The organism is Halomonas sp. HMF6819 (assembly GCF_044335525.1).
Classification (GTDB): Bacteria; Pseudomonadota; Gammaproteobacteria; order Pseudomonadales; family Halomonadaceae; genus Vreelandella.
The window spans coordinates 508,603-535,033 of record NZ_JBIQVY010000002.1; the positions used below are offsets into that span (position 1 = coordinate 508,603).

Annotated in this window: 27 protein-coding genes; 18 read left to right on the plus strand and 9 right to left on the minus strand. The window is 62.8% G+C overall.

The window, feature by feature from the left end:
* Nucleotides 1-179 precede the first annotated feature (179 nt).
* Complete coding sequence (locus tag ACGLWX_RS08305) at nucleotides 180-1,796, plus strand: alkaline phosphatase (RefSeq protein WP_396238886.1); 1,617 nt, start codon at nucleotides 180-182, stop codon at nucleotides 1,794-1,796.
* Here ACGLWX_RS08305 and ACGLWX_RS08310 read toward each other — a convergent pair.
* The 3 genes from ACGLWX_RS08310 to ACGLWX_RS08320 all read right to left on the minus strand — a co-directional run bounded on the left by ACGLWX_RS08310 (nucleotide 1,790) and on the right by ACGLWX_RS08320 (nucleotide 3,614).
* Complete coding sequence (locus ACGLWX_RS08310) at nucleotides 1,790-2,722, minus strand: lysophospholipid acyltransferase family protein (protein ID WP_396238888.1); 933 nt, start codon at nucleotides 2,720-2,722, stop codon at nucleotides 1,790-1,792. The two genes, ACGLWX_RS08305 and ACGLWX_RS08310, sit on opposite strands and share 7 nt — an antisense overlap.
* 3 nt (nucleotides 2,723-2,725) lie before the next feature.
* The gene (locus ACGLWX_RS08315; RefSeq protein ID WP_396238890.1) at nucleotides 2,726-3,136 is read right to left on the minus strand and encodes a DUF4870 family protein; all 411 of its coding nucleotides are present in this window, start codon (nucleotides 3,134-3,136) and stop codon (nucleotides 2,726-2,728) included.
* Nucleotides 3,137-3,230: 94 nt separating this feature from the next.
* Nucleotides 3,231-3,614 (minus strand): VOC family protein, encoded by a 384-nt coding sequence (locus ACGLWX_RS08320; RefSeq protein WP_252106621.1) that lies wholly within the window; start codon nucleotides 3,612-3,614, stop codon nucleotides 3,231-3,233.
* Between the two features lie 294 nt (nucleotides 3,615-3,908).
* Here ACGLWX_RS08320 and ACGLWX_RS08325 point away from each other — a divergent pair, with 294 nt between their 5' ends.
* The 4 genes from ACGLWX_RS08325 (at nucleotide 3,909) to ACGLWX_RS08340 (ending at nucleotide 9,781) form a co-directional block, all read left to right on the plus strand.
* Nucleotides 3,909-5,297 (plus strand): MFS transporter, encoded by a 1,389-nt coding sequence (locus ACGLWX_RS08325; protein WP_396238892.1) that lies wholly within the window; start codon nucleotides 3,909-3,911, stop codon nucleotides 5,295-5,297.
* Between the two features lie 143 nt (nucleotides 5,298-5,440).
* Complete coding sequence (locus ACGLWX_RS08330) at nucleotides 5,441-7,225, plus strand: acyl-CoA dehydrogenase (RefSeq protein ID WP_396238894.1); 1,785 nt, start codon at nucleotides 5,441-5,443, stop codon at nucleotides 7,223-7,225.
* A 73-nt stretch (nucleotides 7,226-7,298) separates the two neighbouring features.
* Nucleotides 7,299-8,933: an acyl-CoA synthetase gene (locus tag ACGLWX_RS08335; RefSeq protein WP_396238896.1), complete on the plus strand. Its 1,635-nt coding sequence runs from the start codon at nucleotides 7,299-7,301 to the stop codon at nucleotides 8,931-8,933.
* A gap of 74 nt (nucleotides 8,934-9,007) precedes the next feature.
* On the plus strand, nucleotides 9,008-9,781 hold the full coding sequence (locus ACGLWX_RS08340) for an enoyl-CoA hydratase-related protein (protein ID WP_396238898.1): 774 nt from the start codon (nucleotides 9,008-9,010) through the stop codon (nucleotides 9,779-9,781).
* 103 nt (nucleotides 9,782-9,884) lie between these two features.
* On the opposite strand, the gene ACGLWX_RS08345 is transcribed toward ACGLWX_RS08340, so the two are convergent.
* On the minus strand, nucleotides 9,885-11,243 hold the full coding sequence (locus ACGLWX_RS08345) for a GntP family permease (protein ID WP_396238901.1): 1,359 nt from the start codon (nucleotides 11,241-11,243) through the stop codon (nucleotides 9,885-9,887).
* 190 nt (nucleotides 11,244-11,433) lie between these two features.
* On the opposite strand from ACGLWX_RS08345, the gene ACGLWX_RS08350 reads away from it, so the two are divergent.
* The 4 genes from ACGLWX_RS08350 (at nucleotide 11,434) to ACGLWX_RS08365 (ending at nucleotide 14,136) form a co-directional block, all read left to right on the plus strand.
* Nucleotides 11,434-11,973, plus strand: coding sequence for a YaeQ family protein (locus ACGLWX_RS08350; protein WP_396238902.1), 540 nt, complete (start codon nucleotides 11,434-11,436; stop codon nucleotides 11,971-11,973).
* A 173-nt stretch (nucleotides 11,974-12,146) separates the two neighbouring features.
* Nucleotides 12,147-13,139, plus strand: a complete 993-nt coding sequence (locus ACGLWX_RS08355) for a lipid A deacylase LpxR family protein (RefSeq protein WP_396238904.1) — start codon at nucleotides 12,147-12,149, stop codon at nucleotides 13,137-13,139.
* Nucleotides 13,140-13,191: 52 nt separating this feature from the next.
* Entirely contained in the window at nucleotides 13,192-13,536 is a 345-nt protein-coding gene (locus ACGLWX_RS08360; RefSeq protein ID WP_396238906.1) for a hypothetical protein, read from the plus strand.
* 81 nt (nucleotides 13,537-13,617) lie between these two features.
* Nucleotides 13,618-14,136 (plus strand): DUF421 domain-containing protein, encoded by a 519-nt coding sequence (locus ACGLWX_RS08365; RefSeq protein ID WP_252106630.1) that lies wholly within the window; start codon nucleotides 13,618-13,620, stop codon nucleotides 14,134-14,136.
* A gap of 77 nt (nucleotides 14,137-14,213) precedes the next feature.
* Here the strand turns inward: ACGLWX_RS08365 and yghU are convergent, their stop codons facing one another.
* Nucleotides 14,214-15,071 carry a glutathione-dependent disulfide-bond oxidoreductase gene (yghU, locus tag ACGLWX_RS08370; protein WP_396238908.1) on the minus strand — a complete coding sequence of 286 codons (858 nt, stop codon included), beginning with the start codon at nucleotides 15,069-15,071 and terminating at the stop codon, nucleotides 14,214-14,216.
* Between the two features lie 212 nt (nucleotides 15,072-15,283).
* On the opposite strand from yghU, the gene ACGLWX_RS08375 reads away from it, so the two are divergent.
* On the plus strand, nucleotides 15,284-15,991 hold the full coding sequence (locus ACGLWX_RS08375) for an aspartate/glutamate racemase family protein (RefSeq protein ID WP_396238910.1): 708 nt from the start codon (nucleotides 15,284-15,286) through the stop codon (nucleotides 15,989-15,991).
* Here the strand turns inward: ACGLWX_RS08375 and ACGLWX_RS08380 are convergent.
* Nucleotides 15,988-16,413, minus strand: a complete 426-nt coding sequence (locus tag ACGLWX_RS08380; protein WP_252106633.1) for an organic hydroperoxide resistance protein — start codon at nucleotides 16,411-16,413, stop codon at nucleotides 15,988-15,990. The two genes, ACGLWX_RS08375 and ACGLWX_RS08380, sit on opposite strands and share 4 nt — an antisense overlap.
* A gap of 270 nt (nucleotides 16,414-16,683) precedes the next feature.
* On the opposite strand from ACGLWX_RS08380, the gene ACGLWX_RS08385 reads away from it, so the two are divergent.
* The 4 genes from ACGLWX_RS08385 (at nucleotide 16,684) to ACGLWX_RS08400 (ending at nucleotide 19,796) form a co-directional block, all read left to right on the plus strand.
* Complete coding sequence (locus tag ACGLWX_RS08385; RefSeq protein WP_396238912.1) at nucleotides 16,684-17,199, plus strand: gluconokinase; 516 nt, start codon at nucleotides 16,684-16,686, stop codon at nucleotides 17,197-17,199.
* A gap of 68 nt (nucleotides 17,200-17,267) precedes the next feature.
* Nucleotides 17,268-18,275 carry a substrate-binding domain-containing protein gene (locus ACGLWX_RS08390; protein WP_396238914.1) on the plus strand — a complete coding sequence of 336 codons (1,008 nt, stop codon included), beginning with the start codon at nucleotides 17,268-17,270 and terminating at the stop codon, nucleotides 18,273-18,275.
* 64 nt (nucleotides 18,276-18,339) lie between these two features.
* Nucleotides 18,340-19,185 carry an MOSC domain-containing protein gene (locus tag ACGLWX_RS08395; RefSeq protein ID WP_396238916.1) on the plus strand — a complete coding sequence of 282 codons (846 nt, stop codon included), beginning with the start codon at nucleotides 18,340-18,342 and terminating at the stop codon, nucleotides 19,183-19,185.
* A gap of 188 nt (nucleotides 19,186-19,373) precedes the next feature.
* Nucleotides 19,374-19,796: an OsmC family protein gene (locus ACGLWX_RS08400; RefSeq protein ID WP_252106637.1), complete on the plus strand. Its 423-nt coding sequence runs from the start codon at nucleotides 19,374-19,376 to the stop codon at nucleotides 19,794-19,796.
* Nucleotides 19,797-19,982: 186 nt separating this feature from the next.
* Here ACGLWX_RS08400 and ACGLWX_RS08405 read toward each other — a convergent pair whose 3' ends face one another.
* The 3 genes from ACGLWX_RS08405 to ACGLWX_RS08415 form a co-directional block, all read right to left on the minus strand.
* Nucleotides 19,983-20,537 (minus strand): PRC-barrel domain-containing protein, encoded by a 555-nt coding sequence (locus ACGLWX_RS08405; RefSeq protein WP_396238918.1) that lies wholly within the window; start codon nucleotides 20,535-20,537, stop codon nucleotides 19,983-19,985.
* 360 nt (nucleotides 20,538-20,897) lie between these two features.
* The gene (locus ACGLWX_RS08410) at nucleotides 20,898-21,566 is read right to left on the minus strand and encodes a 2OG-Fe(II) oxygenase (RefSeq protein WP_396238920.1); all 669 of its coding nucleotides are present in this window, start codon (nucleotides 21,564-21,566) and stop codon (nucleotides 20,898-20,900) included.
* Nucleotides 21,563-22,231: a CoA pyrophosphatase gene (locus tag ACGLWX_RS08415; RefSeq protein ID WP_396238922.1), complete on the minus strand. Its 669-nt coding sequence runs from the start codon at nucleotides 22,229-22,231 to the stop codon at nucleotides 21,563-21,565. The genes ACGLWX_RS08410 and ACGLWX_RS08415 overlap by 4 nt, the downstream gene beginning before the upstream one ends.
* 82 nt (nucleotides 22,232-22,313) lie before the next feature.
* Here ACGLWX_RS08415 and ACGLWX_RS08420 point away from each other — a divergent pair, with 82 nt between their 5' ends.
* From ACGLWX_RS08420 to ACGLWX_RS08435, 4 genes are all read left to right on the plus strand, one after another.
* On the plus strand, nucleotides 22,314-22,871 hold the full coding sequence (locus ACGLWX_RS08420; protein WP_396238924.1) for an NUDIX hydrolase: 558 nt from the start codon (nucleotides 22,314-22,316) through the stop codon (nucleotides 22,869-22,871).
* A 152-nt stretch (nucleotides 22,872-23,023) separates the two neighbouring features.
* The gene (locus ACGLWX_RS08425) at nucleotides 23,024-23,974 is read left to right on the plus strand and encodes a sugar-binding transcriptional regulator (RefSeq protein WP_252106642.1); all 951 of its coding nucleotides are present in this window, start codon (nucleotides 23,024-23,026) and stop codon (nucleotides 23,972-23,974) included.
* Between the two features lie 159 nt (nucleotides 23,975-24,133).
* Nucleotides 24,134-25,471: an ABC transporter substrate-binding protein gene (locus tag ACGLWX_RS08430; protein WP_396238926.1), complete on the plus strand. Its 1,338-nt coding sequence runs from the start codon at nucleotides 24,134-24,136 to the stop codon at nucleotides 25,469-25,471.
* A 61-nt stretch (nucleotides 25,472-25,532) separates the two neighbouring features.
* Nucleotides 25,533-26,423 (plus strand): carbohydrate ABC transporter permease, encoded by an 891-nt coding sequence (locus ACGLWX_RS08435; RefSeq protein ID WP_252106644.1) that lies wholly within the window; start codon nucleotides 25,533-25,535, stop codon nucleotides 26,421-26,423.
* Nucleotides 26,424-26,431: the final 8 nt, after the last annotated feature.

The window sequence follows — 26,431 nt, forward strand, 5'->3', positions numbered from 1 at the left end:
TGGCAGCCGGCGTTTTGACTATCGTTATGTTCCCGGGCAAGCTCGACCGCCCTTGTCCAACGTTCAAGCCACTATAGCGATGCGTGAGCGTTTAACGAAAGTTCGTGCGCCACGCGTTCACTATAAAGGGAACTCTTCGCCCCGCCTACAGGGTTTTTTCTCATGCCGTTGACGATGCCATGCTTCGCGTTTTAATCGCCGCCATTGCCCTGAATATCGTGCTGGTCGCACCGCTTTGGTGGCGCTTTGAACGCCTGGGGATGCCGCTGGTCGCGCTCGAGGTGTGGATGCTCGCCCCCGCGTTGGCGCTGATTCCCGCTCGCGGTTGGCGTCGGCTGCTGGCGGCGCTGGTCGTTGTGTGGGTGGGGCTGGTGAGCGCCGCCAACCTGGGTGACGCCGCCACCCACGCCGCTTTCGGCCGCGCGCTGAATCTGTATCTCGACGTGCCGCTCGTGCGCTCGATCTATCATCTGCTCTCTGGCAACGTTGGCCAACTCGCCGGCACTCTGATCATGGCGCTGGGCGCGCTTTCACTCGCGGGCGTGCTGCTTTCGATCTACGCGCTGCTTGCGCCCCAGCGTGCGCTCTCGCTCGAGCGACGGCCGGGGAAGGCGGCGGCCGCGCTCGCGGCGCTAGCGCTGGTGCTTTGCGGGCTCCACTACCAGGGCCTGAGAGTCGTCGAGCGTGCGGCGCTGCCGCTCATCGACACCACCCGCTTTCAAATCGAGCAAGTGCGGGCGACCCACCAGGCGCGGCTGGCGTTCGAGGCCGAGCTCGAGCAGCGCCCGCTCGAGGCCCAGGCGCTGCCCGGGCTTGCCGGGCGCAACGTGCTGTTGACCTTCATCGAGTCCTACGGGGTGAGCGCGCTGATCGAGCCGCGCTACGCCGAGCTGATTGGAGCGACCCTCGATGAGATGGAGACACGCCTCGAGGCGCGGGGGATCGGCGTGGTCTCGGGGCTGTTGGAGGCGCCGATACGCGGCGGGCAGTCCTGGCTTGCCCACGCCAGCGTGCTCAGCGGGCGCTGGATCGACAACCAGCTCTGGTACCGGCTGATGCTCGAAAGCCCCCACGCGAGCCTGGTCGACGACTTCCACGCCACCGGCCAGCGCTCGCTCACGGTCATGCCGGGCATTACGCTGGCCTGGCCTGAGGGGATCGCCTACGGCTTTCAGGAGATTCGCACCGCGCGCAATATGCCCTATCAGGGCCCGGCGCTGAACTGGGTGACCATGCCGGATCAGTTCACGCTGGACTACGTGGCGCGGCGCCAGCTCGACCGGGCGCCGCTGTTCGCCCAGATCACGCTGATCTCGAGCCACGCGCCCTGGACGCCGATTCTGCCGGTGCTCGAGAACTGGGCGATGATCGGCGACGGCTCGATCTATGGCCCTTGGGAAAACGCCGCCGACCCGCCCGAGGTGCTGTGGCAGGATTTGGAGCGCATTCGCGATCACTACGGCTGGTCGGTGAACTACTCGGTGGCAAGCGTGGCGGGTTTTGCCGAACGCGCGCTGGATGAAACGGGGCTTCTGATCGTGATGGGCGATCATCAGGCCGCGCCCTTGATCACCGGAGAGAACGCAAGCGCGGCGGTGCCGGTTCACGTGTTCAGCCGCGACCCCGGGCTTTTGAGCGCCTTTCGCGAGCGCGGCTTCGTTGATGGGGCGCTACCGGCGCTCGATAACGCCGAACACGCGCCTCACATGAGCGAGCTGCGCCACTGGATGCAGGAGGATTTCGGCGAAGGCGCCGCCTCTAAGGACGCGGCGCAAGCGGGTAGAGCCGCTCAGTAAAGGCGGTAGCTCTTGACGTTGGCCACGCCCTGGGTCTCCTCGATCACCTTGCGGTAGCGCTTGTACTCCCACTGATACTGCGCCGGGGCGAGGGAGATCGAGGCCTCGACACTGGCGTTGACGCCGGTGGCCGACACCACGTCCTCCTCGCTATAAACGCGCTCGTCGGCGTCGAGAAAGTGAATCGCAAAGCCCTTGCCCGGCAGGCGCAGCGCCACGCCGGTCACCACCCGCGCCTGAGTGCGGGCGACGAGCTTGGGCAAGAGTGTGGCGGTATAGGCGCTGCGCCCGAAAAACGGCGCGAACACGCCGCTGCCCCAGCTCGGCTCCTGGTCCGGCAAAATGCCGATCGCCTCGGAGCGCTTGAGCGCTTTCAAAAGCGCGGCCACGCCGCGTGGGTTGGTTGGCACAAGACTCGCCCCCATGCGCTCGCGGCCGTGGCGGATGATCGGCTCGAGCTCCCCGATCTTGGGCGGCTCGTACATGGCGGTGAAGGGAAAGTGGCTCGACAGCCAAAAGTTCAGCACTTCCCAGTTGCCGAAGTGGGGGGCGAGCACGATCACCCCGCGCCCGTCAGAGCGGGCGCTGTCCAGCTTGTCGCGCCCGTGCACCTCGAGAATGTGTGCCTCTACCGTGTCGGGCGGGGCAAGCCAGGCGTGGCCCAGCTCCAGCATGGTGGCCGCCGAGTGGCAAAGGCTTTGGCGGGCCAGCGCCTTGCGCTCGCGGGTCGGCATGTCCGGGTAGACCACGGCCAGATTGGTGTGGGTGACCCGGCGCTCGCGCTTGCTGAGCCCGTAAACCGCCGGGCCTAAAAGCCGCGCCCCGCGCCAGAGCGAGGCGAGCGACCAGCGCGACAAGCGCCGCCACAGCGCATTGATGGTGCGCGCCTGCAGCGCCTGCCGACGAGAAGAGGTCGTGTCACTCATTATCTACAACAGCCACCCGTTGACGTCACTCGGCGGGCGCTTTTCCTGAATGCCCTTGAACCCTTTTACGCAGCGCACGATGAACCACACTGCGACCGCCAGCAGCAGCGGAAAGCCGATCAGCACCAGAGTAAGCAGCGAGGCCACGCTGAGATACAAAAGACCGATCCAGAAGGTGCGGATCTGGTAGCGGTAGTGCTCATCGAGCCAGTGCGGGCCGTTGCCGTGATAGACGTAGGAAACGATCACGCCGACGATCACGGTAAAGCCGGTGAAAAAGTTGGCCAGATAGAGCGCGTAGACGACCAGCGCGACGGTGGTATCGGCCTTGGGAGCCGGCTCGCGCGGCTCATCATGAACGCGCTCGTTGACGACTTCGCCCTCGATGGGCTCTTCCTTCGCGTTGTGGCGCATGCGCGCTCCTTCACTCAAAGATGTCCGCCTCGCGGGCGCCCGGGCCGCCCATGATAGCGTGCCGGGCGGGGCTTATCATTACGTCAGCAGCGATTCAGCGCCCGAGCGGGCGGCAGATTTCCAGCAGATTGCCGTCCGGGTCGCGCAGATAGACCGACTCGATGGCGCCATTGGCACCCTGGCGCTCCACCGGGCCAAGCTCGATCTCGACGGAGAGTGCGGCCAGGTGATCCATGAACTCGGCAAGCGGCAGCTGACAGCGCAGGCATAGATCCAGGCTGCCGGGGGTAGGGGTGGCGGAGATCGGCGCGATGTCGGTGTCGGTCTCGTGCAGTCTGAGCGCGGTGTCGCCCAGCATCAAATCGACCCGCTGGGCGTCGCGGTAGCGCACGTCGAGTCCCAGCACGCGGGAGTAGTAATCCACCGCGCGCCCCATGTCGGTCACCGTGACTACCAAATGGTCCAGGCCTGAGAGCATGCCACCTTCCTTCGATCCGTTTTGAAAGCCCCATCTTACCCTGGCCGCCTTCGCCGGGCATGCAAAATGACGCCTGCACCAGCGTGGTGCGTCGCGGCGAGTATCCAAGGAATAAGTTCAAGCGATAAAAAGCGTTGACTTTAGGGCCTTGCACGTAATAATTGCGCGCCCGTTTTCCTGCCAGACTGTGTTTTCCAATCGATTTTTACCGATCGGTTGTTAAATCAAGCGACGGTCGGCAGCGAAGGGGCCGATGGGTTTCAGCGCTTTTGAACAGGGCAGGGTGAGGTGGGCATGTCGCGGCAACTGTTGGCTATGGCGCTTGCGCCGCTTTTAGGACTTTTCATTCTGGGCATCGGCAACGGCTTTCTGGCCACGCTGATCACCCTGCGCCTGGACGCGGCGGGCGAATCCGCCACGCTGATCGGTATCGTATCGTCGGCCTACTTCATCGGGCTCGCCTTTGGCGCCATGTTCAACGACCGTTTGCTGCTGCGCATCGGTCACATTCGCGCCTACGGCAGCTTCGCCTCGCTGGTGGCGGTCACGGTGTTGCTGCAAGGGCTCTTCTTCGACCCTTGGGCCTGGTTCGTACTGCGTTTGATCGGCGGCTGGGCCACGGTCGGGGTGTATCTGGTCATCGAGAGTTGGCTTTTGACCGCCGGGGATCAAAAGGTGCGCGGCCGACTGCTCGCGCTCTACATGATCTCACTTTACGCCGCCGGCGTGGTGGGCCAGCTGCTGCTCGGCGTGACCAACGCCATGGGCGACTCCGCCCCCTTCATGGTCATTGGCCTTTTAGCGTCGCTCTCCGTGCTGCCCATGGCGATGATTCCGCGCGTATCGCCCTTGATCGAGCACGCTGAGCCCTTGCCGCCGCACCGGCTGATCACCATGACCCCGACCGGCGTGATGGGAAGTTTGGGCTCGGGCATGGTGGTGGCCGCGGCCTACTCGCTGCTGCCGCTTTATTTGCAGCGCATTGGCATGAGCGTGAGCCAGGTCGGGCAGATGATGGCGGTGGTGATTCTCGGCGCGATGCTGCTTCAGTACCCGATCGGGCGCTGGTCGGATCGTCACGACCGCCAAATGGTGCTGATCGGGATTAGCGCGTTTTGTATCGTCATTTCCGGGGCGATGCTGTGGCTGCCACTTTCTACTCCCTTGCTGGCGGTATTGCTGTTTCTGCTCGGCGGCGGCGTGTTCGCCTTCTACCCGGTGGCGGTGAGCCACGCCGCTGACCGCGCCCCGGCGGGCGCTCTGGTGCGCATGAGCCAGGGCCTTTTGCTGATCAACTCCATTGGCGCCACTATCAGCCCGCTTCTGATCTCGCCGGTGATGACGGCGGTGGGCGATACCGGGCTTTTTTGGGCCTTCGGCGCGATGAGCCTGTTCTTTTTGCTGTTCTTTGGCTGGCGGCGCAGCGTGCGCCCGGCGCCGCTGCCGGTGGCGCCGTTCACCGCCACGACCCCGATGTCCAGCGCCGGCGCCGAGCTCGTCATCACCGAAGAACTGGTCCAGGGGGCGCTGGAGCACGAGCACTTGGAGGATCTCTCTCAGGTGCTGCCGGAGGTTGACGTGGCGGAGCCGGTGGTCGGCCCGCCAGCGGCGGACGAGGCGCACGTCACCTACTTTGACGATGTCGAAACCGTCGAGCTTCACCGCTCCCACCGCGCGCCTTGAGCGCCGCTTGCCGGCTGACGTGATACCTTGGATGAATAGTGTCAAAACGCTCGTTTGACTACCATGAGTCGATCGTGCGGTCTTAACGGCCAAGCGCTTTAAGACGCGCCTGGCCGTCACTCTATTCAAGCCAAGGGGTTGCCATGAAGGATTATGTCGCGCCGGTTCGTGATCTGCGCTTCGTTCTCGAGGAGATGCTTTCGCATCGGTCGCTGTCGCTGCCCGGTTTCGAAGAGGCCTCGCCGGATCTGGTCGAGGCGGTGCTCGAAGAGGCCGCCAAACTGGCCGGGGACGTCTGGGGCCCGCTCAACCGAGTAGGCGATCAGCAGGGTGCGACGCGCCACCCGGACGGCAGCGTGACCACCGCCGAGGGCTTCGCCGCTGCCTACCAGGCCTATGTCGAAGGCGGCTGGAACGGCATCGGCGTCTCCAATGCGCTGGGTGGGCAGAACCTGCCGGAAGTGGTGGCAAGTGCGGTGCAGGAGATGCTCCACGGCGCCAACATGGCCCTCGGCCTTTGCCCGATGCTCACCGCTGGCGCGATCGAAGCGCTGGCGCACCACGGAAGCGACGCGCTCAAAGCGGTCTACCTCACCCCGCTGGTCGAAGGCCGCTGGACCGGCACCATGAACCTGACCGAACCCCAGGCCGGGTCCGATCTCTCCAAGGTACGCACCAAAGCCGTTCCCGATAACGATCACTACCGCATCAGCGGTCAGAAGATCTATATCACCTGGGGCGAACACGACGCCGCCGAAAACATCGTCCACCTGGTGCTGGCGCGCAAGCAGGGCGCCCCGGAAGGCAACAAGGGCATTTCGCTGTTTCTGGTGCCGAAGTTTCTCGTCAATGACGACGGCTCGCTTGGCGAGCGCAACGACGTCGTCTGCGCGTCGCTCGAGCACAAACTCGGCATCCACGGTTCGCCCACCTGCACGCTCAGCTTCGGCGAGCAGGGCGGGGCCGTGGGCTATCTCGTCGGCGAAGAGGGCCGCGGGCTCAACCACATGTTCACCATGATGAACGAGGCGCGCCACAAGGTCGGTATCCAGGGCATTGGCGTGGCCGAGCGCGCCTGCCAGCACGCCCTGGCCTACGCCAATGAGCGCGTGCAGGGCAAGCTTTCCCAGGCGCGCGGCGGCGTCGAGACCGCCATTGGCGAGCACTTCGACGTCAAGCGGATGCTGCTTTCGATGCGTGCGCGCACCGACGCACTTAGGGCGCTGGCGCTTTACTGCGCCGGCCAGCTCGATATCGCGCGCAAAAGCGAAGAGGCCAGCGAGCGCGGTGCGGCCCAGGCGTTGGTGGACGTCCTGATTCCCATCGTCAAAAGCTTCTCCACCGATCAGGCCGTGGAGATCGCCTCTATGGGCATTCAGGTGCACGGCGGCATGGGCTACGTCGAGGAGACCGGCGCCGCTCAGCTTCTGCGCGACGCCCGCATCGCGCCGATCTACGAAGGCACCAACGGCATTCAGGCCCTCGATTTGGCCGGTCGCAAGCTGCAGCGCGACGACGGCCAGGCGATGACGCGGCTGATCGAGCGGGTCGAGCAGAACGCTCAGGCGCTCGGTGATGACGCCGCGCTTGCAAGGCTTGGCAGAACACTTGGTCAAGGTGCCGAGGATCTGCGCGCGGCGATGGCCATCTTGCTCGAAGAGGGCCGGCACGAGACGCGCGGCGTCGACGCCGTGCAGGCCTACGCCACGCCGTTTCTTACCCTGGCCGGCCACGTGCTGTGCGCTTGGCAGATGGGCGAGGCGGCGCTGATCGCAAGCCGCGCCGACCAGAATGATCCGTTCTATCAGGCTAAGCTTGCCAGCGCCCGCTTTGCGATCACCCAGTGGCTGCCGGTCGGCCTTGCCCAGCGCGCGGTGATCGAGGCCGGGTTCGAGTGTCTGGAAGCGTTCGATAGCCGCGCCCACTAGGGCGAAACGGCGCCGGGCGTGCGACGCCCGGTACCCGACCATTCCAACACAATAAAGACAACAGGATGCCTCCATGAACACGATCTTCGAGCAGGATCTGCCGCCGACCCCGGCGAACTACGTGGCGCTATCGCCGCTGACGTTCATCGAGCGCTCGGCGGCGGTGTATCCGGACTACCCGGCCGTGGTCTATGGTGGGTGTCGACGCAGTTGGGCCGAGACCTGGTCGCGCTGTCGCCAGCTTGCCAGCGCCCTTGAAAAGCGCGGCATCGAACCCGGCCATACCGTGGCCGTTATGCTGCCCAACGTACCGGCCATGTTCGAGGCGCACTTCGGCGTGCCGCTGGCCGGCTGCGTGCTCAACACGCTCAACATCCGTTTGGACGCCCACGCCATTCACCACATGCTCGCCCACGGGGAGGCGCGGGCGGTGCTGGTCGACCCGGAGTTTGGTGACGTCATCAAACAGGCGGTGGAGGGGCTTACCGACAAACCGCTGCTCATCGACGTGCGTGACGATGAGTTTTTCGGCGAGTCGGCAGGCATCGGCGAGGTAGAGTACGAGGCGCTGCTGCAAGAGGGCGACCCGGGCTACGCCTACCGGCTACCGGAAGACGAGTGGCAGGCCATTTCGCTGAACTACACCTCCGGCACCACCGGCGACCCCAAGGGCGTGGTGTATCACCATCGCGGGGCGTATCTCAACGCGGTGAGCAACATCATGGAGTGGGCGATGCCCCACCATCCGGTCTATCTCTGGACCCTGCCGATGTTTCACTGCAACGGCTGGTGCTTTCCCTGGTCGATTGCCGCCCGCGCCGGGATCAACGTGTGCCTGCGCAAGGTGGATCCGGCGCGCATCAACGCGCTCATTGTCGAAGAGGGCGTCACCCATTTCAGCGGCGCGCCCATCGTGCTCAACGCGCTGGTGAATCTGCCCGATGCGCAAAAGCGCGTCTTCGATCATCCGGTCAAGGCGACCACCGCTGGTGCTGCGCCGCCGGCCTCCATCATTGCCGGGGTCGAGAAGCTGGGCATCGAGGTCACTCACGTTTATGGGCTGACCGAGGTGTACGGCCCGGTGACGGTGTGCGCCTGGCGCAAGGCCTGGGATGCGTTACCGCTCGAGGCGCGGGCCAAAATCAAGGCCCGCCAGGGCGTGCGCTACCACATGCTCGAGGCGCTGTGCGTCGCCGACCCGCAGACGCTCGAGCCCGTTCCCCGCGACGGCCAGACCATCGGCGAGATCCTGATGCGCGGCAACAACGTCATGAAAGGCTACTTAAAGAACCCGGAGGCGACCCAAAAGGCGCTGGCCGGCGGCTGGTACCACACCGGCGATCTGGCGGTGTGGCACGAGGATGGCTACATCGAGATCAAGGACCGCTCCAAGGACATCATCATCTCCGGCGGTGAAAACATCTCGACCATCGAAATCGAGGACGTGCTTTACAGCCACCCGGCGGTGGAAGCTGCGGCGGTGGTCGCTAGGCCCGACGAAAAGTGGGGCGAAACGCCCTGCGCCTTCGTCACCCTGAAGTCCGATGTCATCGAGGTGAGCGAGGCGGACATGATCGACTACTGCCGAACGCGCTTGGCCGGATTCAAGGTGCCCAAAACCGTCGTGTTCAGCGAGTTGCCCAAGACTTTGACGGGCAAGATTCAAAAGTTCGTGCTGCGCGACCAGGCGCGAGGACTCGATGGATAGGGCTGCGTGTTTGACAGCTCTACGAAAAATGCCAACTCTAACGCCCACCCACCCGTTTAAATGAAGGAGCCGGTATGAGCGAGAAAGTGATCGAAAAACAGGACAACGACGGCATCGTCACGCTGACGATCAACCGTCCCAAGGCGCTGAACGCGCTCAACAGCGACGTACTCGAAGCGCTGGATACTCACCTCAACGAGCTCGAGCGTCAGCCCAACCTGCGCCTGGTGCTGCTGACCGGCGCCGGCGAGAAAGCGTTTGTGGCCGGGGCGGATATCACTGAAATGCGCGACAAGACCCCCGAGCAGGCGCGCGCCTTCGCTGCTCAGGCGCTTTCCACCATCAAACGGCTGGAAACCTTGCCGGTACCGGTGGTGGCGCTGGTCAACGGGTTCTGTCTGGGCGGCGGCTGCGAGCTGGCGCTGGCCTGCGACTGGGCAGTGGCAAGCGACAACGCCGTGTTCGGCCAGCCCGAGGTGCTGCTCGGCGTGATTCCAGGTTTCGGCGGCACCCAGCGCCTGCCGCGCCGCGTCGGACCGGCGCTGGCGATCGATCTGGTGACCACCGGGCGCAAAATCGACGCTCAAGAGGCGCTTCGCATTGGGCTGGTCAACCGCGTCATGACCCAGGACGAGCTTTCAAGCTACGCCGAGGAGCTCACAAAGCAGCTCAAGGGCAACGGCCGCCAGGCGGTGCGCGCGGCCAAGCAGGCAGTTCACGACGGGTTGGATCAGGATCTGGACAGCGCGCTGGCGCTGGAAACCAGCCTGTTTGCCTTCTGCTTCGCGGGTGAAGAGCAAAAAGAGGGCATGAGCGCGTTCGTCGAGAAGCGCAAGGCCAACTTCTAACGCTCGCTTGAAAGTAGCGAACATGAAAAGCGGGCCACTTGGCCCGCTTTCTCGTTGATGCGCTCGTTGGTGAACGCGTGTGAGTGGCGTTAAAGAAGTTGCGTTAGAACAGCGCGAAAATCAGGCAGGCGAAAATGAAGCCGACCAAAGACTCGAGCGCCTGCTGCACCGTCCAAGTCTTGAGCGTGGTCTTGACGTCCATGCCCAGAAGTCTTCCCACCAGCCAGAAGCCGGAGTCGTTGACGTGGCCGGCGAAGACCGAGCCCGCGGCGGTGGCAAGCGTTATCGCCACGACCTGCATGGCGCTGAAATCGGCGCCGATGACGCTTGGCGCCATCAGCCCCGCGGCGGTCACCAGCGCCACGGTAGCCGAGCCCTGGGCCAGGCGCAGGATGACCGCGACCAGATAGGCCGCCACGATCACCGGCAGGCCCAGATCCCCGAGCGAGTTGGAGAGCGCATCGCCAATGCCGGAGGCGCGCAGCACGCCGCCGAACATGCCGCCGGCGCCGGTGATCAGCACTACCGAGCAGATTGGCGCCAGCGCCGAATCGAGCACTTTCTCAAGCGCGTTGCCCTCGACCCCGCGGCGATGGCCCAGCACCAGCATGGCCACGAGCGTCGAGATCAAAAGCGCCACCGGGGTCGTGCCGACCGCGCGTAAAAGCGAAAACCAGGCCTGGTTTACATCCACCGCGCCCAGCGAGCGCAGAAAATCGAGCCCGGTGTTCATGAAGATCAGCAAAAGCGGCAGCATCAGCATGAACAGCACCGTGCTCACGGCGGGCGGGTTGGTGATCTCCTCCTCCTTGACCTCGTTAAAGAGCGTGTTGCTCAGCACGAAGGGGTAGCGTTTGGCGACGAACTTGCCCCACAGGTAGCCGGACAACCACCATATCGGAAAGGCGAGCACCACGCCGGTCACCATCAAAAGCCCCAGGTTGGCATCATAAAACTCCGAGGCGGTAACCGGCCCCGGGTGCGGCGGCAAGAACACGTGCATGACCGAAAACGCGGCGGCGGCGGGCAGGGCGTACAAGAGAATCGGCCCGCCCAGGCGGCGCGCCACCGCGAAAATGATCGGCAGCATGACGATCAATCCGGCGTCGAAAAAGATTGGAAAGCCCATTAAAAGCGAGGCGATACCCAGCGCGAAGGGCGCGCGCGTCTCACCGAACAGCGCGATCATGCGATCCGCCAGCACCCGCGCCCCGCCGGAGTACTCGACGAGCTTGCCAAGCATGGCGCCCAGGCCGACCAGCAGCGCCACGGCCCCGAGCGTGCCGCCAAAACTCTGCACCAGCGTCGGTACGATGGCCTCGAAGGGGATGCCGGTAGCCAGCGCCGTCAAAAGACTTACCACGATCAAGGCGAGAAAGGCGTGCACCTTGAATCTGATGATCATCAACAGCAGTAGCAGCACGGCGGCGGCGGCAATGCCCAGCAAGGGGCCTGCTGACATCGTTTGTATCCATCCGTCCATAAGCAGGCTCCGGGGTCTTGAGTGGGACGATTAACGCGCAATGTTATCGGTAACATCGAGGCGTACGCATGGTAGATCATCCTAACGTCCCGCATACACTCGACCTTCGTTTAAGACCCGTGTGAGCGAATCCGTTACACTGACCGCCAAACGACTCTGGATACGACCGATGGCTTTAAGTGCGACCCCCTATAAAGTGGATCTGAATCTGACGGATTTGGATCGCAACGTGTTTGAAACGCTGCGCTTCACCGTGGCCCGCCACCCTTCCGAAACCGAGGAGCGGCTCTGTGCGCGGCTGCTGGCGTATGTTCTCTGGTACAGCGAAGCGCTGGGCTTTGGCCGGGGGCTTTCCGATGTCGACGAGCCGGCACTTTGGGAGAAAAGCCTGGACGGGCGCGTGCTGCACTGGATCGAGGTGGGCCAGCCCGACGCCGAGCGCCTGACCTGGTGCTCGCGGCGCGCCGAGCGGGTATCGCTGCTCGCCTACGGGCGCACGGAGCAGTGGGAGGCGAAAGTGCTGCCCGGCGTGTCGTCGCTCAAGAATCTGCACGTGGCGAGCTTGCCGGAGCAGGCGCTGGCGCAGATAGCGACAGCGTTGCCGCGGGCGATCAACTGGGCGGTCATGATCAGCGACGGCGCGCTTTACGTGACCGATGATCGTGGCCAGCACGAAATCACCCCGCAGTGGCTTGTGCGCGAGCGTTAAGAAATCGATCCACGCGTTTGAAATCGAAGGAGGGCGGGTGAGGACGTGCCCCAGGGGTCATCAAGGTCAGGCCCATCGAAGTCGCTTGCCGAACGCTTGTTTGATTACATACAATCAAAAACGTTTATTTGTGGCTATGCTTACCCGATCCCCCGAGTCCCAAGGAAAGAGACATGCGCATTCCTTCTGCCGCAAGGCGGAACCCGCTGGCTTTGGCCGTTACGCTGGCATTGACGTCGCCACTGGCGTTGGCAGACGACAGCGCCTTTACGTTCAAGATCGAAAACGACGGCCTGGCAAGCAACGCCGACGGCCATTTCACCAGTGGATTCGAGCTCAACTACGGCTACACGCCGGCGCCGACTAGCTGGACACAGCGGCTGGCTGCGGCTCTGCCCGAGCCGATCATCGGTGAAGCCGACCAAGCGGCATTTCGTTTGGTGCATCAAATCTATACCCCGAACGATATTGAACAGCCACAGTTGATCGAAAGCGATCGCCCCTACGCCGGGCTCGTGTTCGGCGGCGTGTCGCTTTACGAAGATGCCCCGATCACCTCGAGCATCACGCGGTCGACGGATCTGCATTTGGACGTGGGGCTGGTGGGGCCGTCGTCTCTGGCCGACAGCATTCAGCGCGAGGTGCACCACGTCACCGGCAGCGACCGCCCGCGCGGCTGGGATAACCAGCTAAGCGACGAGCCGCTTTTGAACCTTACCCTGCGCCGTCAGTGGTGGATCGATACGCCCTTGGCCGGCAAGCAGTTCGCCCACGGGCCGAGCATGGGCGCGGCGCTGGGAAATCTCTACACCTACGCCAGCGCCGGTTACAGCGTACGCTGGGGCGACGACGCCAGCGGCGTACCGACGCTGACGCCCAACCCGGGCAACCGTGGGCAGTTCGACACGACCCGCGGGTGGCAGTGGTATCTGTTTGCCAGCGTCGACGGCTACTACATGGCGCACAACCTGACGCTGGACGGCAACGTGTTCTCGTCGAGCCATTCGGTGGATCGCAAGGAGTGGGTGGGCGACGCCTCCGCGGGGCTGGCGCTTGGCTGGAACGACTGGCAGGTCAACTACGCCGTACTCGCGCGCACGCGGGAGTTCGACGGCCAGCAAAGCCACGACGATATCGGCTCGATTACCCTGACCAAACGTTTCTAAATCACCGGGGCGATCTATCCTGAGAGTGGTTACACCTTCAAAGGATCGCTTCATGCCGAAAGCGCCGTTTCCCCACACCCCGGATGGCCGTTACTTCGTGGCCAAAAACCGACTGTGGCGCGCCACCAATCCAAGCCTTGACGAGGACGAAGAGCAAACCCACGTCAACGCGCTAATGAAGGCGCGCCGCGCGGTCAAGACCGCCAAGGACCAGGAGGACGACGAGGCGCTCAGAAAAGCCCGAAGCGACGTGCAAAAGGCGAAGGTCGCGCTTGGCGAGCGCGGCCCGGTGTGGTGGCACGACGGCGCGCCGGACGAAAACGAGCGCGCCCCGGAAAACAGCTCCTACGCCGAGTGGTGGCGCGAGTATCAAAAGCGCCACGGCGATAAGACCTGACGCAATCGACGCCGCTCGCTTTGGCACCTTGGCTTGAGTGACTACACTCAATGTCCATGGATCAAAAAGCGGCGATTACCGATGGATATGATGTTCTTTAGCGGCTGGGAAAGCCTGGTACGCACGCTGGTGGTCGGGGTGCTCGCCTATGTCGTGCTGATCGCGTTTTTGCGCGTCTCCGGCAATCGCACGCTCTCCAAGATGAACGCCTTCGACATGATCGTCACGGTGGCGCTGGGCTCGACGCTTGCCACGGTGCTGCTTTCAAAAGACGTGGCGCTGGCCGAAGGCACGCTGGCATTGGCGCTTTTGATCGCGCTTCAGTACCTGATTACCTGGCTGAGCGTGCGGGTCGGCTGGATCAAGCGCGCCGTCACCGGCGAGCCCTTGATGCTTTTCTACGAAGGCGAGTTTCTGACCCGGGCGCTCTACCGGGCGCGGGTCACCGAAGACGAGGTGCGCTCGGCGGTGCGCGCAAGCGGGCTTGCGAGCGTGGCCGACGTGTCCGCGGTGGTGCTCGAAACCGACGGCTCGCTCAGCGTGGTGACCCAAACGCTTGCCCGGGAGCGCTCGAGTCTTGAGGACGTGCGCCGCCCGTGACGGGTCGTCAACACTAAGCGGCACCCGTTGACGCAAAACGGCCCCGAAAGGGGCCGTTTTGCGTTAGTGCATCAGGCTTACTGCTTGTCCTGAGTCTTGTGCTCGAAGTCGCTGGCGTCGTGGCGCTCTCTGAGCTGCTCGCTTTCGTCGCCCTTGATGTTGTTGACCATACGCCCGCGCTTGACCGCCGGGCGCGCGTCGATCTCGTCGGCCCAGCGCATCACGTTCTCGTAGGTGTGGGCCTGTAAAAACTCCGCCGCCTCGTACACGCGGTTTTTCACCAGCGCCCCGTACCAGGGGAAGATCGCCATGTCGGCGATGGTGTACTCGTCGCCGGCCATGTAGCGATTCTCGGCCAAATGCTTGTCGAGCACGTCGAGCTGGCGCTTCACTTCCATGGTGTAGCGGTCGATCGGATACTGGTAGCTTTCCGGCGCATAGGCATAGAAGTGTCCGAAGCCGCCGCCGAGCATCGGCGCGCTGCCCATCTGCCAGAAAAGCCAGGAGAGCGTTTCGGTACGTTTGGCCGGCTCATGCGGCAAAAAGGCGTCGAACTTCTCAGCCAGGTAGAGAAGAATCGAACCGGATTCGAAGACCCGCTGGGGTGGGTTGACGCTGTGATCCATCATCGCCGGGATCTTGGAATTCGGGTTTATCTCGACAAAGCCGCTGCCGAACTGGTCGCCTTCGCCGATGTTGATCAGGTAGGCGTCGTACTCCGCCTGCTCTATCCCCTTTTCCAGCAGCTCCTCGAGCATGATGGTGACCTTGATGCCGTTGGGCGTGGCCAGCGAATAGAGCTGAAGCGGGTGTTTGCCCACCGGCAGCGGTTTCTCTTCCCGCGCGCCCGCCGTTGGGCGGTTGATGTTTGCAAACTTGCCGCCGTTGCCGGCTTCCCACTCCCATACGCGGGGCGGCGTGTAGCTATCGCTCATCGTCACTGCTCCTTGTCGCTCAATAGTGGCCTATCGATAGGGTGGCGCATCGAGGTGATGGGCGCTTGAAACCCGACCCTTGTAACGTAGCCTCTGGTCATCAATGGGGCTAGTGAAACCCGGCTACAAGGGTGTATGTTGTATTAGTTTTTATGCAAACAAACGAATGAACGATAAAACTGCACGACAGGGCTGCACGAAAGGAGAGGCGGATGCGAACGATCGGGGTGCTGGGCGGCATGAGCTGGGAGTCTACGCAAAGCTACTACCAGGCGTTGAACGAAGGCGTCAATGAGGCGCTGGGTGGCTTTCATTCGGCCTCTCTCATCATGGAGAGCGTCGATTTTGCCGAGATCGAGGCGCTGCAGCGCGCCGGCGACTGGCACACGGCCGGCGAGTACCTGATTCAGGCGGCAAAGCGTTTGGAGCGCGCCGGCGCGGGCTGCCTGGTGCTGGCCACCAACACCATGCATAAGGTCGCGCCCGCGATCGAGGCGGCCATCGACATTCCGCTTTTACATATTGCCGACGCCACGGCCGAGCAGTGCCTGAAGGACGGCATCAAGCGGGTCGGGCTGCTGGGTACGCGCTTTACCATGGAGCAGGATTTCTACAAGGCGCGGCTCAAGGAGCGCTACGGCATCGACGTCGTCATTCCCACGGACGACGAGCGCGAAAGCGTTCACCGGATCATCTTCGAGGAGCTTTGCCGCGGCGAGATCAAGGAAGAGTCGCGCAAGCGCTATCTCGATATCATCGAAGGCCTGCAGGCCGAGGGCGCCGAGGCGGTGATTCTGGGTTGTACCGAAATCGCGCTGCTGGTGGAGCAGAGCCACACCCGGGTCGCGCTTTTCGATACCACCGCCCTGCACGCGGCGAAGGCGGTGGCCTGGTCGCTGGAAGGCGCCGCTAAGCCTTAAACGACGGTCAGAGTAACGTCGATGTTGCCACGGGTGGCGTTGGAGTAGGGGCAGACGGTATGCGCCTTCTCGACCAGCGACTGAGCGGCGGGCTTGTCCATGCCGGGCAGGCTCACCTGCAGCTCGACTTCGATAGCAAAGCCAACCTCGACGGCGCCGATGCCTACTAGCGCATCGATGCTCGCATCCGAGGGCAGCTTGACCTTCTCCTGGCTTGCGACGTGCTTGAGCGCGCCGAGAAAGCACGCAGCGTAGCCGGCGGCGAAGAGCTGCTCCGGGTTGGTGCCACTGCCGCCGGCGCCGCCAAGCTCTTTGGGCGTGCTGAGATCGACATCCAGCGCGCCGTCAGAGGATTTTGCGTGACCTTCGCGGCCACCGCTAACGTGGGCCTCAGCGCGGTAAGCGATTTTTTCGATAGACATGACTTCTCCTTATCGTGAACAAAAAAGCGAGGGCAGGTCGTGGGTGCCCATAAGCTGGAGGTAATGTAGTACCTCTGCGCCCATATCGCTATGATTGGACGTTAGTCGTAGCAAAGGCGTTTTGCTTTGACACGCTACCGGGGGCTGGTTAGCCTTCTGCGTTGTATTGTTACCGGTAACAAAGCGCTGTCGAGCAATGCGCTGCCGGTGTAGTGCTTTTCTCTTTTCATACGTCGGTCGAGCGCCGCGCACCCCTGGGAGACGAAACCAATGACCGCCACTTCCTGCCGTATTCTGGTCATGGGCGTTTCCGGCTGCGGAAAATCCCTGGTGGGCCAGCGCCTCGCTGCCGAGCTGGGTGCCGAGTTCATCGATGGCGACGACTATCACCCGCCGGCCAACGTGGCTAAAATGGCCAGCGGCACGCCGCTCGACGACGGCGACCGCCAAGGGTGGCTGGAAACCCTAGCCGGGTTGTTCGCTACGTATCGCCGCGAGGAAAAAACCGTGGTGATCGCCTGCTCCGGGCTCAAAAAGCGCTATCGCGACTGTCTGCGCACCGGCGACCCGGCGCTCGAAATTTTGTACCTCGAAGGCGAGCCTGCGCTTTTGAAAAAGCGCCTGACCACCCGCGAAGATCACTTCTTCAAGGGCGAGGCGATGCTGGCGAGCCAGCTCGAAGCGTTGGAGGCCCCCGACGAGCAGGAGGCGATAGCGCTGTCGATTGCGCTGACACCCGAACTCATTGCCGAGCGCTTCATCACGCGCCTGGCCGGCAAGCGCTGATACACGGTGCACTTTTCGCGCCGACGTTTGAGGCTGGCTTGGCGCGTTCGATAAAAGGCCCGTAACTTGTGAAGAAAAAACGTCCCACCCTGCAGGACATCGCCGAGCGCGTCGGTGCGACGAAGATGACCGTCAGCCGCTGTCTGCGCGACCCGCAAACGGTGTCCGAAGGCCTTCGCGAGCGGATTTTTAGCGCCGCCGAGCAGGTGGGCTACATTCCCAATCGTGCCCCGGAGCTTCTTTCGCGAGCGAAAAGCCGCTCCATTGGCGTGCTCGTACCTTCGCTGACCAACCAAGTGTTCGCCGACGTCATCCTAGGGATCGAGACCCACACCGAGCCTGCGGGCTTTCATCTGATGCTCTCGCACTACGGCTACAGCCCGGCGCTCGAAGAGCAAAGCCTCGCCTCGCTTTTGTCCTACAACGTCGACGGCGTGATTTTGTCGGATCACGAACACACGCCGCGCAGCCTGCGCATGCTGGAAACCGCGGGTATTCCCATCGTCGAGATCATGGATACTCACCGCCTGCCGCTTCATCAGGCGGTGGGCTATGACAACGTTCAGGCCGCCGACGACATGGTCAGCGCCATGATTGCACGCGGGCGCCGGCGCATCGTTTATCTTGCCGTTCGCCTGGACGAGCGTACCCGCCAGCGCGAGCAGGGCTACGCCCGCGCCATGACTCGCCACGGGCTCGAGCCGGTCACGCTGCAAAGCGCCGAGCGCTCTTCTTACAGCGTCGGGGCGTCGCTGATGCAGACCGTGCTGCGCGACTACCCAGGCACCGACGGGCTTTTCTGCACCAACGACGATGTCGCCATCGGCGCCTACTACGAGTGCCTGCGCCTGGGCGTACGCGTACCGCAGGCGATGGCGCTGGCAGGCTTTCACGGTCACGATGTGGGCCAGGCGATGACGCCCAGGCTTGCCAGCGTCATCACCCCGCGCCGGGCGATCGGCGAGGCGGCGGCGAAAGCGCTGCTGGAGCGCATCGATAGCGATACAGGTAAAGACAGAGACGCCCACCCGATGCTCGATCTGGGCTATCGCATCGAGCTGGGCGAGACGCTGTGACGCGCTGGTGGGTGCCCGGGGAGTTCGCTAGAGTAGGGGCTCGATATCGCCACGGAGCGTTAATGTGAAGATCCAGCAGTTGACCATCTACCCGGTAAAATCCCTTCAGGGCATCGATCTTGACGAGGCGGTGGCCACGCCCCAGGGCTTGGCCTGGGACCGTCGCTGGATGTGGGTCGATTCCGCCCAGCGCTTCGTCACCCAGCGCCAGCTCCCCGCGCTTGCAAGCATCGGTGTGGCGCTCACCGACACGGCGCTGGTGCTTTCCCACCGAAGCGCCGGCGAGATCGAAATACCGCTCGAGGAGCCTGCGGGCAAAATCCGCCTGGTCACGGTGTGGCAGGATCACTGCAAGGCCATCGCCGAGCGTGAAGAGGTGTCGCGCTGGCTGGTGGCGGCGCTTGGCGAGCAGGCCCAAGGGCTTTGTTTGGTGCGCTTTGCCCAGGGCTTCACTCGTTACGTGGAGGCCGACTATATGGACGGCGACGTCGCCGATACCCACTTCGCCGACGGCTATCCGTATCTGGTGGCCACCACCGGCTCGCTCGCCGCGCTCAACGAAGCGCTCGAGGCCCAAGGCCAGGACGCGGTGCCGATGGCGCGCTTTCGCCCCAATATCGTCCTCGACGGCTTTGAGGCCTGGGCGGAAAACGGCTGGCAGGCGCTCGATATCGACGGCGCGGCGCGTTTGACGTTTCGAAAACCCTGTAAGCGCTGCACCATCATTACCGTAGACCAACGCCTGGGCGCCATCCCCGTCGCTTCCGAGCCGCTAGCGACGCTGGTCAAGCTCAAGACTCAGCCCGCGCTCAAGGGCGGCTACTTTGGTCAAAACGCCACGCTCGACCAGCGCGCTGAAACGACACTTCGTGTGGGGGCGGCGGCTGCACCAGTGCCGCTACGCACGTGAAAATAACAGGAACGTCGATAGCGCTCGCTTCGAGCCATGGTGACCCTTTCAAAGTAGGGCATTTACGTTGTGAAAAAGCCGCTTTTCGGCACTTTCGCTGAAAGTAGGCTACGCTTGGGGATGGGATAACGGGATGGTTTCCCGGCCCTTTTGAGTAACCAGGCAATTGATTGCAACAGGAGTGTTCCATGGATAGTAAAGCGAATGCGCATTGGGAAGGTGGCTTAAAAGATGGCAAGGGCAAGATCGCGACCGAAAGCGGCGCGGTAGATGCCGGCTACTCCTTCAAGCAGCGTTTCGAAGGTGAGAAGGGCACCAACCCGGAAGAGCTGATCGGCGCCGCGCACGCGGGCTGCTTCTCGATGGCGCTTTCAATGATTCTAGGCGACAAAGGCTACACCGCCGACGCCATCGACACCCAAGCCACGGTCACGCTGTCACAAAGCGACCAGGGCTTCGATATCTCTAAAATTCATTTGGACGTCGAGGCCACCGTTAGCGGAGCCGACGACGCCGCGTTCCAGGAAGCCGCGGAAACCGCCAAGGCCAACTGTCCGGTCTCCAAGGTGCTGAAAGCCGAAGTGACCATGAACGCCAAACTCAAAGGCTAAATCATTGGTGGGTTAGTTCGAGTCCGATTAAAGGCGCTGTCTTCGACAGCGCCTTTTTAATGCAAAAATAGTGGCCGCTTTAGCACCAGTGCCACCCTGAAAGGGCAGGCGATAGGTCTCACTTCATTTTATACCCATAAAAAAGCCCCGACCTGGGTCGGGGCTTTTAGCGTGGACCTAATAGAATTAGCTATTGGCGTCCATTTCTTCGTCGTCCATATCGGCATCGTTTTCCATGCCGGTATCGCTGTTCATGCCGTCATCATTCATTTCTTCGCGATCGCCGTCACGATCGTAACCTTCGGCTTCTTCGAGCGCTTCCTGGGTGGCGTTGACACGAATCACGTAATCATCGTTGTCTTCGTCCATGGTCAGGTCCAGAGAGTCCCACTCGATGGCGACGTCTTTTTCGCCCATACCCAGGAAACCGCCTACACCTACTACGACCGCTTGGATTTGGCCATCCATATCAATGATCAGATCGTTGATGGTGCCGATCTCTTCGTCTTCTTCAACGGCGCTGAGTACCGAGTTGCCGGTCAGTGCATCAGCGTGAAAGCTGTTTTGCGGCGCGGATGTGATATAGGTTGCATCCATGTCGCCAGAGTGCTGCATGGTCGCTGAGTTGTCGGACTGCGCGTTCGGCTCGGCGGCGTTGTCGGACTGAGCGTTGGCGCCTGCAGCGAACATGAATGCCGGTACCATCAGCGTGCCGAGAAAAGCGGGTTTGATCATTTTCATTGCGATTGCTCCTTGCGTTCGTAGTAAGGCATGGGCGTTAAACCGATACCTCAACCTTGAATAGCCACCGCCTTTAAAAACGCGATTGAAAAGGTCTTTAAAAGACAGCTGGCTATTTTCCTGGTGGTAAAACCACTTCTTGCTTTACACCCTGCGCGCCAAAAGGCAGTTAGGGCGTGTCGTGCGATCAGGCTTGAAACTACGGGGGGTAGCTCGTTGACCTTGTCGTGCGCTTTCCTGCGCGGACACTTCTCAAGGTAGACGCTGTGGATGGCTTTGCAATAGCTATACAGGCTGATTTTTCTAAAAAGCCTTTATCTAATTTTTTTACAACCACTTGGCTCTTTTTTTTAATTTATATTAACGCGCTGGATCGAGTACGCCGCCCAAGGAGGCGTTGCGCCGGAACCAGCCGGCGATACTGCTTCTGGGGTGGCGGGTGGGCAGCACTTCGTGTGGGATGGTGTCGGAGAGAAAGCAGGCGAAGGTGCCGGCTTCGGGTACCACGCGTGCCACTTCGCGCTCCGGATTGTTGGGATCGAAAATCACCATCTCGCCGCCGCCATCGACTGGCCACTCGGGCGTCAGGTAGCCGACCGTTGAGACTACCCGGTTGGCGCGGCCGCGAAAGCTGTCCAGGTGGCGCTTGTAGAAGGCGCCGGTCGGGTAGTGGGCGAAGTGCGCCTCGTACTCGAACAGCCCCAGAAACAGCGTCTGGTTGAGTGCGACCTGCAGGCGCTGCATGGCACTGAGATAAGCGCGCTGCGCTTCGCTTTCCCGGTTCAGCCAGTGGATGGCGTCGCCGCGAATGTCCTTGCGCAGATGGTGCTCGCGGCCGCGGCCGATCCCCGCCTCTTCGAGCGCTTGGGCCTCCTTGAGCCCGTAAAGCTCCCGCTCTAGGCTCGCACAAAGGCCTGCGTCGATCACCCCTTTGCCTACGTACCAGCCCTGTTCGACCAGCGCGTCGATCAGCTCGCCTTCGGCGCGGGAGGCGAACGCCTCGATGGAAGAAAGATTGGCTTGCGTCATGATCGACTCCGACGTTTCGGGGCCGCGTCGATATCGCCTTTTTGTGGCACGCGCTGGGTGCGCTCCGGGTGGTGTTTGAGCGTGCCGGCCGGGCGCTGGTAAAGGTCGATCTCCATGCCGAAGCCCTTGGCCAGAAGCTCGACCAGTATCATGGCGGAAAGCCCCCAGATGACGTGATCGTCGATCTGATAGCTCGGCACGTAGTGGGCAACGCCGTCCACGTTGATGACGTCGGTGTAGGTTCGCTTGTCTTGTAGAAAGTGGCTCAAGGGCACCTCGAAAATGGCGTCGAGCTCGCCGGGGTCGGCTTTCAATTCGAGATCCGGCGCAATGATGCCTACCCAGGGCGTCACGCAGAGACCGTGCAGCGAAATAATGTCGGATAACTGGCCGATGCGCTCCACCTCGTTCGGCGCCAGGGCGATCTCCTCTTCTGCTTCGCGCAGCGCCGTGTGGTAGAGATCCCGGTCGCCCGGTTCGCGCTTGCCGCCGGGAAAGGCCACCTGGCCGCTGTGGGTCGAAAGGTGGCTCGCGCGGCGCGTGAACAGCAAGGTAGGCTCGGGGCGGTCGACGATTGGCAGCAGTACCGCCGCCTGTAAAAGTTTGGCGCGGCTCAACTCTTTTGGTCGATAGTGTTGCAGCTCTTTACGTAGTTTCTCTAACATGGCATTTCCGTCGAATGTGCGCTCGAAAGGGCAGTCGGCACCGGGTCGATCGCCACACCTTATCAGCAGTTGAGATACCAACATGAATTTTTGTAGCCAGTGCGGTGAAAAAGTCCGCTTTGCCGTTCCCGAAGGCGACGACCGCCCGCGCTACCTGTGCGACGCCTGCGGCACGATCCACTACCAAAACCCGCGTATCGTGGCCGGAACGCTCCCGGTGCAGGGCGACAAGGTGCTGCTGTGCAAGCGCGCGATCTCACCGCGCAAGGGCTACTGGACGCTACCCGCCGGCTACATGGAAAACGCCGAAACCACCCGCGAGGCTGGCCTTCGCGAAACTCGCGAAGAGGCGCAAGCCGAGGTCGAGATCGAAAGTCTCTACACGCTCATCGACCTGCCCCATATCAACCAGGTCTACATGATCTTTCTGGCCGGGCTAGAGGGCGAGTTCGGCGCTGGCGAAGAGAGCCTCGAGGTGGCGCTGTTCGGCGAGCAGGACATCCCCTGGGACGAACTTGCCTTTCCCACCATCGAGCGCACGCTCAAGCACTTCTTCGAGGACCGCAAAAGCGGCCGCTTCCCGCTACACATGAGTACTGTTACCCCGGAAGATCGCGAGCGCTATTTCGGCAGCGCCTGAGGCGCTCGGGATGGCTGCGCCAGCGCGAGTCACTCTTCTAACAATCGGGCGTAGACCCATATTAGCGAATCGACGCCGACAGGGCTTGAGCGCGGGGTCGCAGTCAGTGGGTTTTTTTAATGGCATTTTCACGATGATAACCAAGTCACGCCATGGATAAATTCGAGGTCAAGCTGGATCAGGCCGCCCGCGCGGCCTGGCTTTCCTACGTGGGCGGGCTGACCCAGGACGACATCGCCGCTCAGTTGGGTGTCTCGCGCCCCGGCGTGCAGCGCCTGCTCTCGCTGGCCCGCCAGGAGGGGCTGATCAAGGTGCAGATCGATCACCCCATTTCGTCGTGCATGGCCCTGGGCCGGGCGCTTGGCGAGCGCTTCGGGCTTGGCTACTGCGATGTGGTGCCAGCCCAAACCGGCGCCCCGGAAAGCGCGGCTTTTTATCTGGCGGTGGCCGGCGCCCGGCGCCTTGCCCACTTCGTGGAGCAGAGCGAGCCCTTGACGCTGGCGCTGGGCGCCGGGCGTTCGGTGCGCGCCACCGTCGAGGCGCTGGGGCGTATCGAGCGCGCCCAGCACCGCTTTGTGTCGCTGATCGGCAACGTCGCCCGGGACGGCTCGGCCAACCGGTTCGACGCGGTGATGGCGCTGGCGGACAAGACCGGCGGCGAGCGCTTTTTGCTGCCGGCGCCGGTGGTGGCGCAGTCGATCGAGGAGAAGCGCGCGCTGCTCGACCAGCGCCTGTTCAAGGCGATCGGAGAGGTCGCGGCGGCTTCCAAAGCGGCGTTCATCGGGGTAGGGCGCATCGATGGCCAGGCAACCCTCTATCAGGATCACTTCATTAGCCAGGCCGAGCTCGACGAGCTTTTGGCGCTCGAGGCCGTGGGCGAGCTTCTGGGCTGGCCGCTCAACCAGCATGGCGAGCTGATCGAGTGCTCGATCACCCGGCGCGTCACCAGCCTTCCGTTGACGGCGTTTTCCCAGCAGACGATGGTGGCGATCGCCGGCGGCCGCGACAAGGGGCCAGCGATTCTGGCGGCGCTGCGCGGCGGCTGGCTCAAGGGGCTAATCACCGACGAAGCCGCTGCGCGCTACGTGCTCGAGGCGCCGTGAGCCGTCGTCCTGACGAGCGTGGCGCTCGCCTGGCGGTGTTAGCGTAAAGTCTTAGCCTGCGGGCTTTGCTTTTTTTTGCGTTAAGGTCGATCATTTGTTCGAACAATGATCAAAAACATCAGCACCATAACAAGACACTATCCGTTCAAGGAGTGCCGTATGCGTTTCGCCCCTCATTGGCCGCTTTGCGCGCTGGCTGCCGGTATCGCGCTGGCAGGTCAGGCCCAGGCTCAGTCACAAGACCAGGCCCAAACCGAAATCACCGTGGCCACCGTCAACAACAACGACATGGTCATCATGCAGAGTTTGACCGACGCGTTTGAAAGCGAGCACCCGGACATCACCCTGGACTGGGTGGTGCTCGAGGAGAACGTCCTGCGCCAGCGCATGACCACCGACATCGCCACCGGCGGCGGCCAGTTCGACGTCATGACCATCGGCGCTTATGAGGCGCCGATCTGGGCCGAGCGCGAGTGGCTGGCCCCGCTGGACGACCTGCCGAGTGACTACGACATCGACGATCTGCTGGGCTCGGTGCGCGATGGCCTGAGCTTGAATGGCACGCCGTTCGCGCTGCCGTTCTACGCCGAAAGCTCGATGATGTATTTCCGCAAGGATCTGTTCGAGCAGGCCGGTATCGAGATGCCGGATCAGCCCACCTGGGATCAGGTGCGCGACTGGGCGGAGCAGCTGCACGGCAGCGAAGAGGGGCTGGCGGGCATCTGCCTGCGCGGCAAGCCCGGCTGGGGCGAGAACATGGCCTTAGTGACCACCCTGGTCAACACCTACGGCGGGCGCTGGTTCGATGAGGAGTGGCAGCCGGAGCTCACGTCCGAGCCCTGGCAGAACGCCATCGAATTTTATGTCGATCTGCTGGGTAATTACGGGCCGCCCGGGGCGAGCTCCAACGGCTTCAACGAGAACCTGGCGCTCTTTGCCCGCGGCAACTGCGCCATATGGGTCGATGCGACCTCCGCCGCCGGCAAGCTTTACGACCCGGACGAGTCGAGCGTGGCCGACAACCTTGGCTTTGCGCCGGCGCCGGTGGCTGAAACGCCCAAGGGCTCGCACTGGCTCTGGACCTGGGCGCTGGCGATCCCGGCCTCCTCGGAGAAAAAGGACGCCGCGAAAGAGTTCATCACCTGGGCGACCTCGAAAGAGTACATCGAGCTGGTCGGTGACACCGAGGGCTGGACCAGCGTGCCGCCGGGCACCCGCGAGTCGACCTACGCCAACGAACAGTACCAGGACGCGGCGCCGTTTGCCGACTTCGTGCTTCAGGCGATTCAGGACGCCGACCCCACCGACTCGACCCTCGAGCCCAACCCCTATACCGGGGTGCAGATCGTCAACATTCCCGAGTTCCAGTCGATCGGCACTCAGGTCGGCCAGAGCATCGCCGCCGCGCTGACCGGCGACACCAGCGTCGAGCAGGCCCTCGATAGCGCTCAGCGCGCCACCGAGCGCACCATGCAGCGCGCCGGCTACTACGACTGACCCTCAGGCGCCCGCCACCGCGGGCGCCTTTTCGTTTTCACGCTTGCGGGCAGGTTTTGCCATGACCAGAACACGCGCGTCGGGCCGCAGGGTCGGCGGGTTCAGGGCGCTGTCGCTTCAGGCGCCCGCCGTTACGCTGCTGCTTTTATGGATGCTGATACCGCTGGGGATGACCGTCTGGTTCTCCTTCCAGCGCTACAACCTTTTGATGCCGGGGATGACCGGCTTCGCCGGATTCGAAAACTACGAGTACCTGCTCACCGACCCGGCGCTGTGGTCCGCCATGGGCACCACGCTCTTGCTGGTGGGCTGGGTGCTCGCCATTACCGTGGTCGGCGGCACACTGTTGGCGGTGCTTTTCCAGCAGCCGTTTTTGGGCCGGGGCGTGGCCCGGGTGTTGGCGATCTCGCCGTTTTTCGTCATGCCCACGGTAAGCGCCTTGGTGTGGAAGAACATGATGATGCACCCCTCGAGCGGGGTGCTGGCCTGGCTTTCCAATCAGTTCGGCCTGCCGGCAATCGACTGGTTCTCGTCACTCCCACTGACCTCGATCATCATCATCGTCGCTTGGCAGTGGCTGCCCTTTGCGCTGTTGATTCTGCTCACCGCGCTCCAGTCGCTGGACGAGGATCAGGTCGAGGCGGCGCGCATGGACGGCGCGGGGCCGGTGGCGATCTTTTTCTACATCACGCTTCCGCACCTCAAGCGGGCGATCAGCGTGGTGATCATGATCGAGATGATCTTCTTGCTCACGATCTTCGCCGAGATCTTCGTCACCACCTCCGGCGGGCCCGGGCTTGCCACCACTAATCTGGCGTACCTGATCTATATCCGGGCGCTGCTGGATTTCGATGTCGGCATCGCCTCCGCCGGCGGGGTGGTCGCCATCATTCTGGCCAATATCGTGGCGATCTTTCTGGTGCGCATGGTTGCCAAGAACCTGGATGACTGACATGAGCG

Excerpts from the sequence above, each read along its gene's own strand:
- ACGLWX_RS08380 (WP_252106633.1), bottom strand. The coding sequence starts at position 16,413 with ATGTCTATCGAAAAAATCGCTTACCGCGCTGAGGCCCACGTTAGCGGT.
- ACGLWX_RS08415 (WP_396238922.1), bottom strand. The coding sequence starts at position 22,231 with ATGTTAGAGAAACTACGTAAAGAGCTGCAACACTATCGACCAAAAGAG.
- ACGLWX_RS08375 (WP_396238910.1), top strand. The coding sequence starts at position 15,284 with ATGCGAACGATCGGGGTGCTGGGCGGCATGAGCTGGGAGTCTACGCAA.
- yghU (WP_396238908.1), bottom strand. The coding sequence starts at position 15,071 with ATGAGCGATAGCTACACGCCGCCCCGCGTATGGGAGTGGGAAGCCGGC.
- ACGLWX_RS08305 (WP_396238886.1), top strand. The coding sequence starts at position 180 with ATGCTTCGCGTTTTAATCGCCGCCATTGCCCTGAATATCGTGCTGGTC.
- ACGLWX_RS08320 (WP_252106621.1), bottom strand. The coding sequence starts at position 3,614 with ATGCTCTCAGGCCTGGACCATTTGGTAGTCACGGTGACCGACATGGGG.
- ACGLWX_RS08350 (WP_396238902.1), top strand. The coding sequence starts at position 11,434 with ATGGCTTTAAGTGCGACCCCCTATAAAGTGGATCTGAATCTGACGGAT.
- ACGLWX_RS08340 (WP_396238898.1), top strand. The coding sequence starts at position 9,008 with ATGAGCGAGAAAGTGATCGAAAAACAGGACAACGACGGCATCGTCACG.
- ACGLWX_RS08420 (WP_396238924.1), top strand. The coding sequence starts at position 22,314 with ATGAATTTTTGTAGCCAGTGCGGTGAAAAAGTCCGCTTTGCCGTTCCC.
- ACGLWX_RS08355 (WP_396238904.1), top strand. The coding sequence starts at position 12,147 with ATGCGCATTCCTTCTGCCGCAAGGCGGAACCCGCTGGCTTTGGCCGTT.
- ACGLWX_RS08405 (WP_396238918.1), bottom strand. The coding sequence starts at position 20,537 with ATGAAAATGATCAAACCCGCTTTTCTCGGCACGCTGATGGTACCGGCA.
- ACGLWX_RS08315 (WP_396238890.1), bottom strand. The coding sequence starts at position 3,136 with ATGCGCCACAACGCGAAGGAAGAGCCCATCGAGGGCGAAGTCGTCAAC.
- ACGLWX_RS08385 (WP_396238912.1), top strand. The coding sequence starts at position 16,684 with ATGACCGCCACTTCCTGCCGTATTCTGGTCATGGGCGTTTCCGGCTGC.
- ACGLWX_RS08365 (WP_252106630.1), top strand. The coding sequence starts at position 13,618 with ATGGATATGATGTTCTTTAGCGGCTGGGAAAGCCTGGTACGCACGCTG.
- ACGLWX_RS08310 (WP_396238888.1), bottom strand. The coding sequence starts at position 2,722 with ATGAGTGACACGACCTCTTCTCGTCGGCAGGCGCTGCAGGCGCGCACC.
- ACGLWX_RS08360 (WP_396238906.1), top strand. The coding sequence starts at position 13,192 with ATGCCGAAAGCGCCGTTTCCCCACACCCCGGATGGCCGTTACTTCGTG.
- ACGLWX_RS08400 (WP_252106637.1), top strand. The coding sequence starts at position 19,374 with ATGGATAGTAAAGCGAATGCGCATTGGGAAGGTGGCTTAAAAGATGGC.
- ACGLWX_RS08345 (WP_396238901.1), bottom strand. The coding sequence starts at position 11,243 with ATGTCAGCAGGCCCCTTGCTGGGCATTGCCGCCGCCGCCGTGCTGCTA.
- ACGLWX_RS08430 (WP_396238926.1), top strand. The coding sequence starts at position 24,134 with ATGCGTTTCGCCCCTCATTGGCCGCTTTGCGCGCTGGCTGCCGGTATC.
- ACGLWX_RS08335 (WP_396238896.1), top strand. The coding sequence starts at position 7,299 with ATGAACACGATCTTCGAGCAGGATCTGCCGCCGACCCCGGCGAACTAC.
- ACGLWX_RS08410 (WP_396238920.1), bottom strand. The coding sequence starts at position 21,566 with ATGACGCAAGCCAATCTTTCTTCCATCGAGGCGTTCGCCTCCCGCGCC.
- ACGLWX_RS08325 (WP_396238892.1), top strand. The coding sequence starts at position 3,909 with ATGTCGCGGCAACTGTTGGCTATGGCGCTTGCGCCGCTTTTAGGACTT.
- ACGLWX_RS08330 (WP_396238894.1), top strand. The coding sequence starts at position 5,441 with ATGAAGGATTATGTCGCGCCGGTTCGTGATCTGCGCTTCGTTCTCGAG.
- ACGLWX_RS08435 (WP_252106644.1), top strand. The coding sequence starts at position 25,533 with ATGACCAGAACACGCGCGTCGGGCCGCAGGGTCGGCGGGTTCAGGGCG.
- ACGLWX_RS08425 (WP_252106642.1), top strand. The coding sequence starts at position 23,024 with ATGGATAAATTCGAGGTCAAGCTGGATCAGGCCGCCCGCGCGGCCTGG.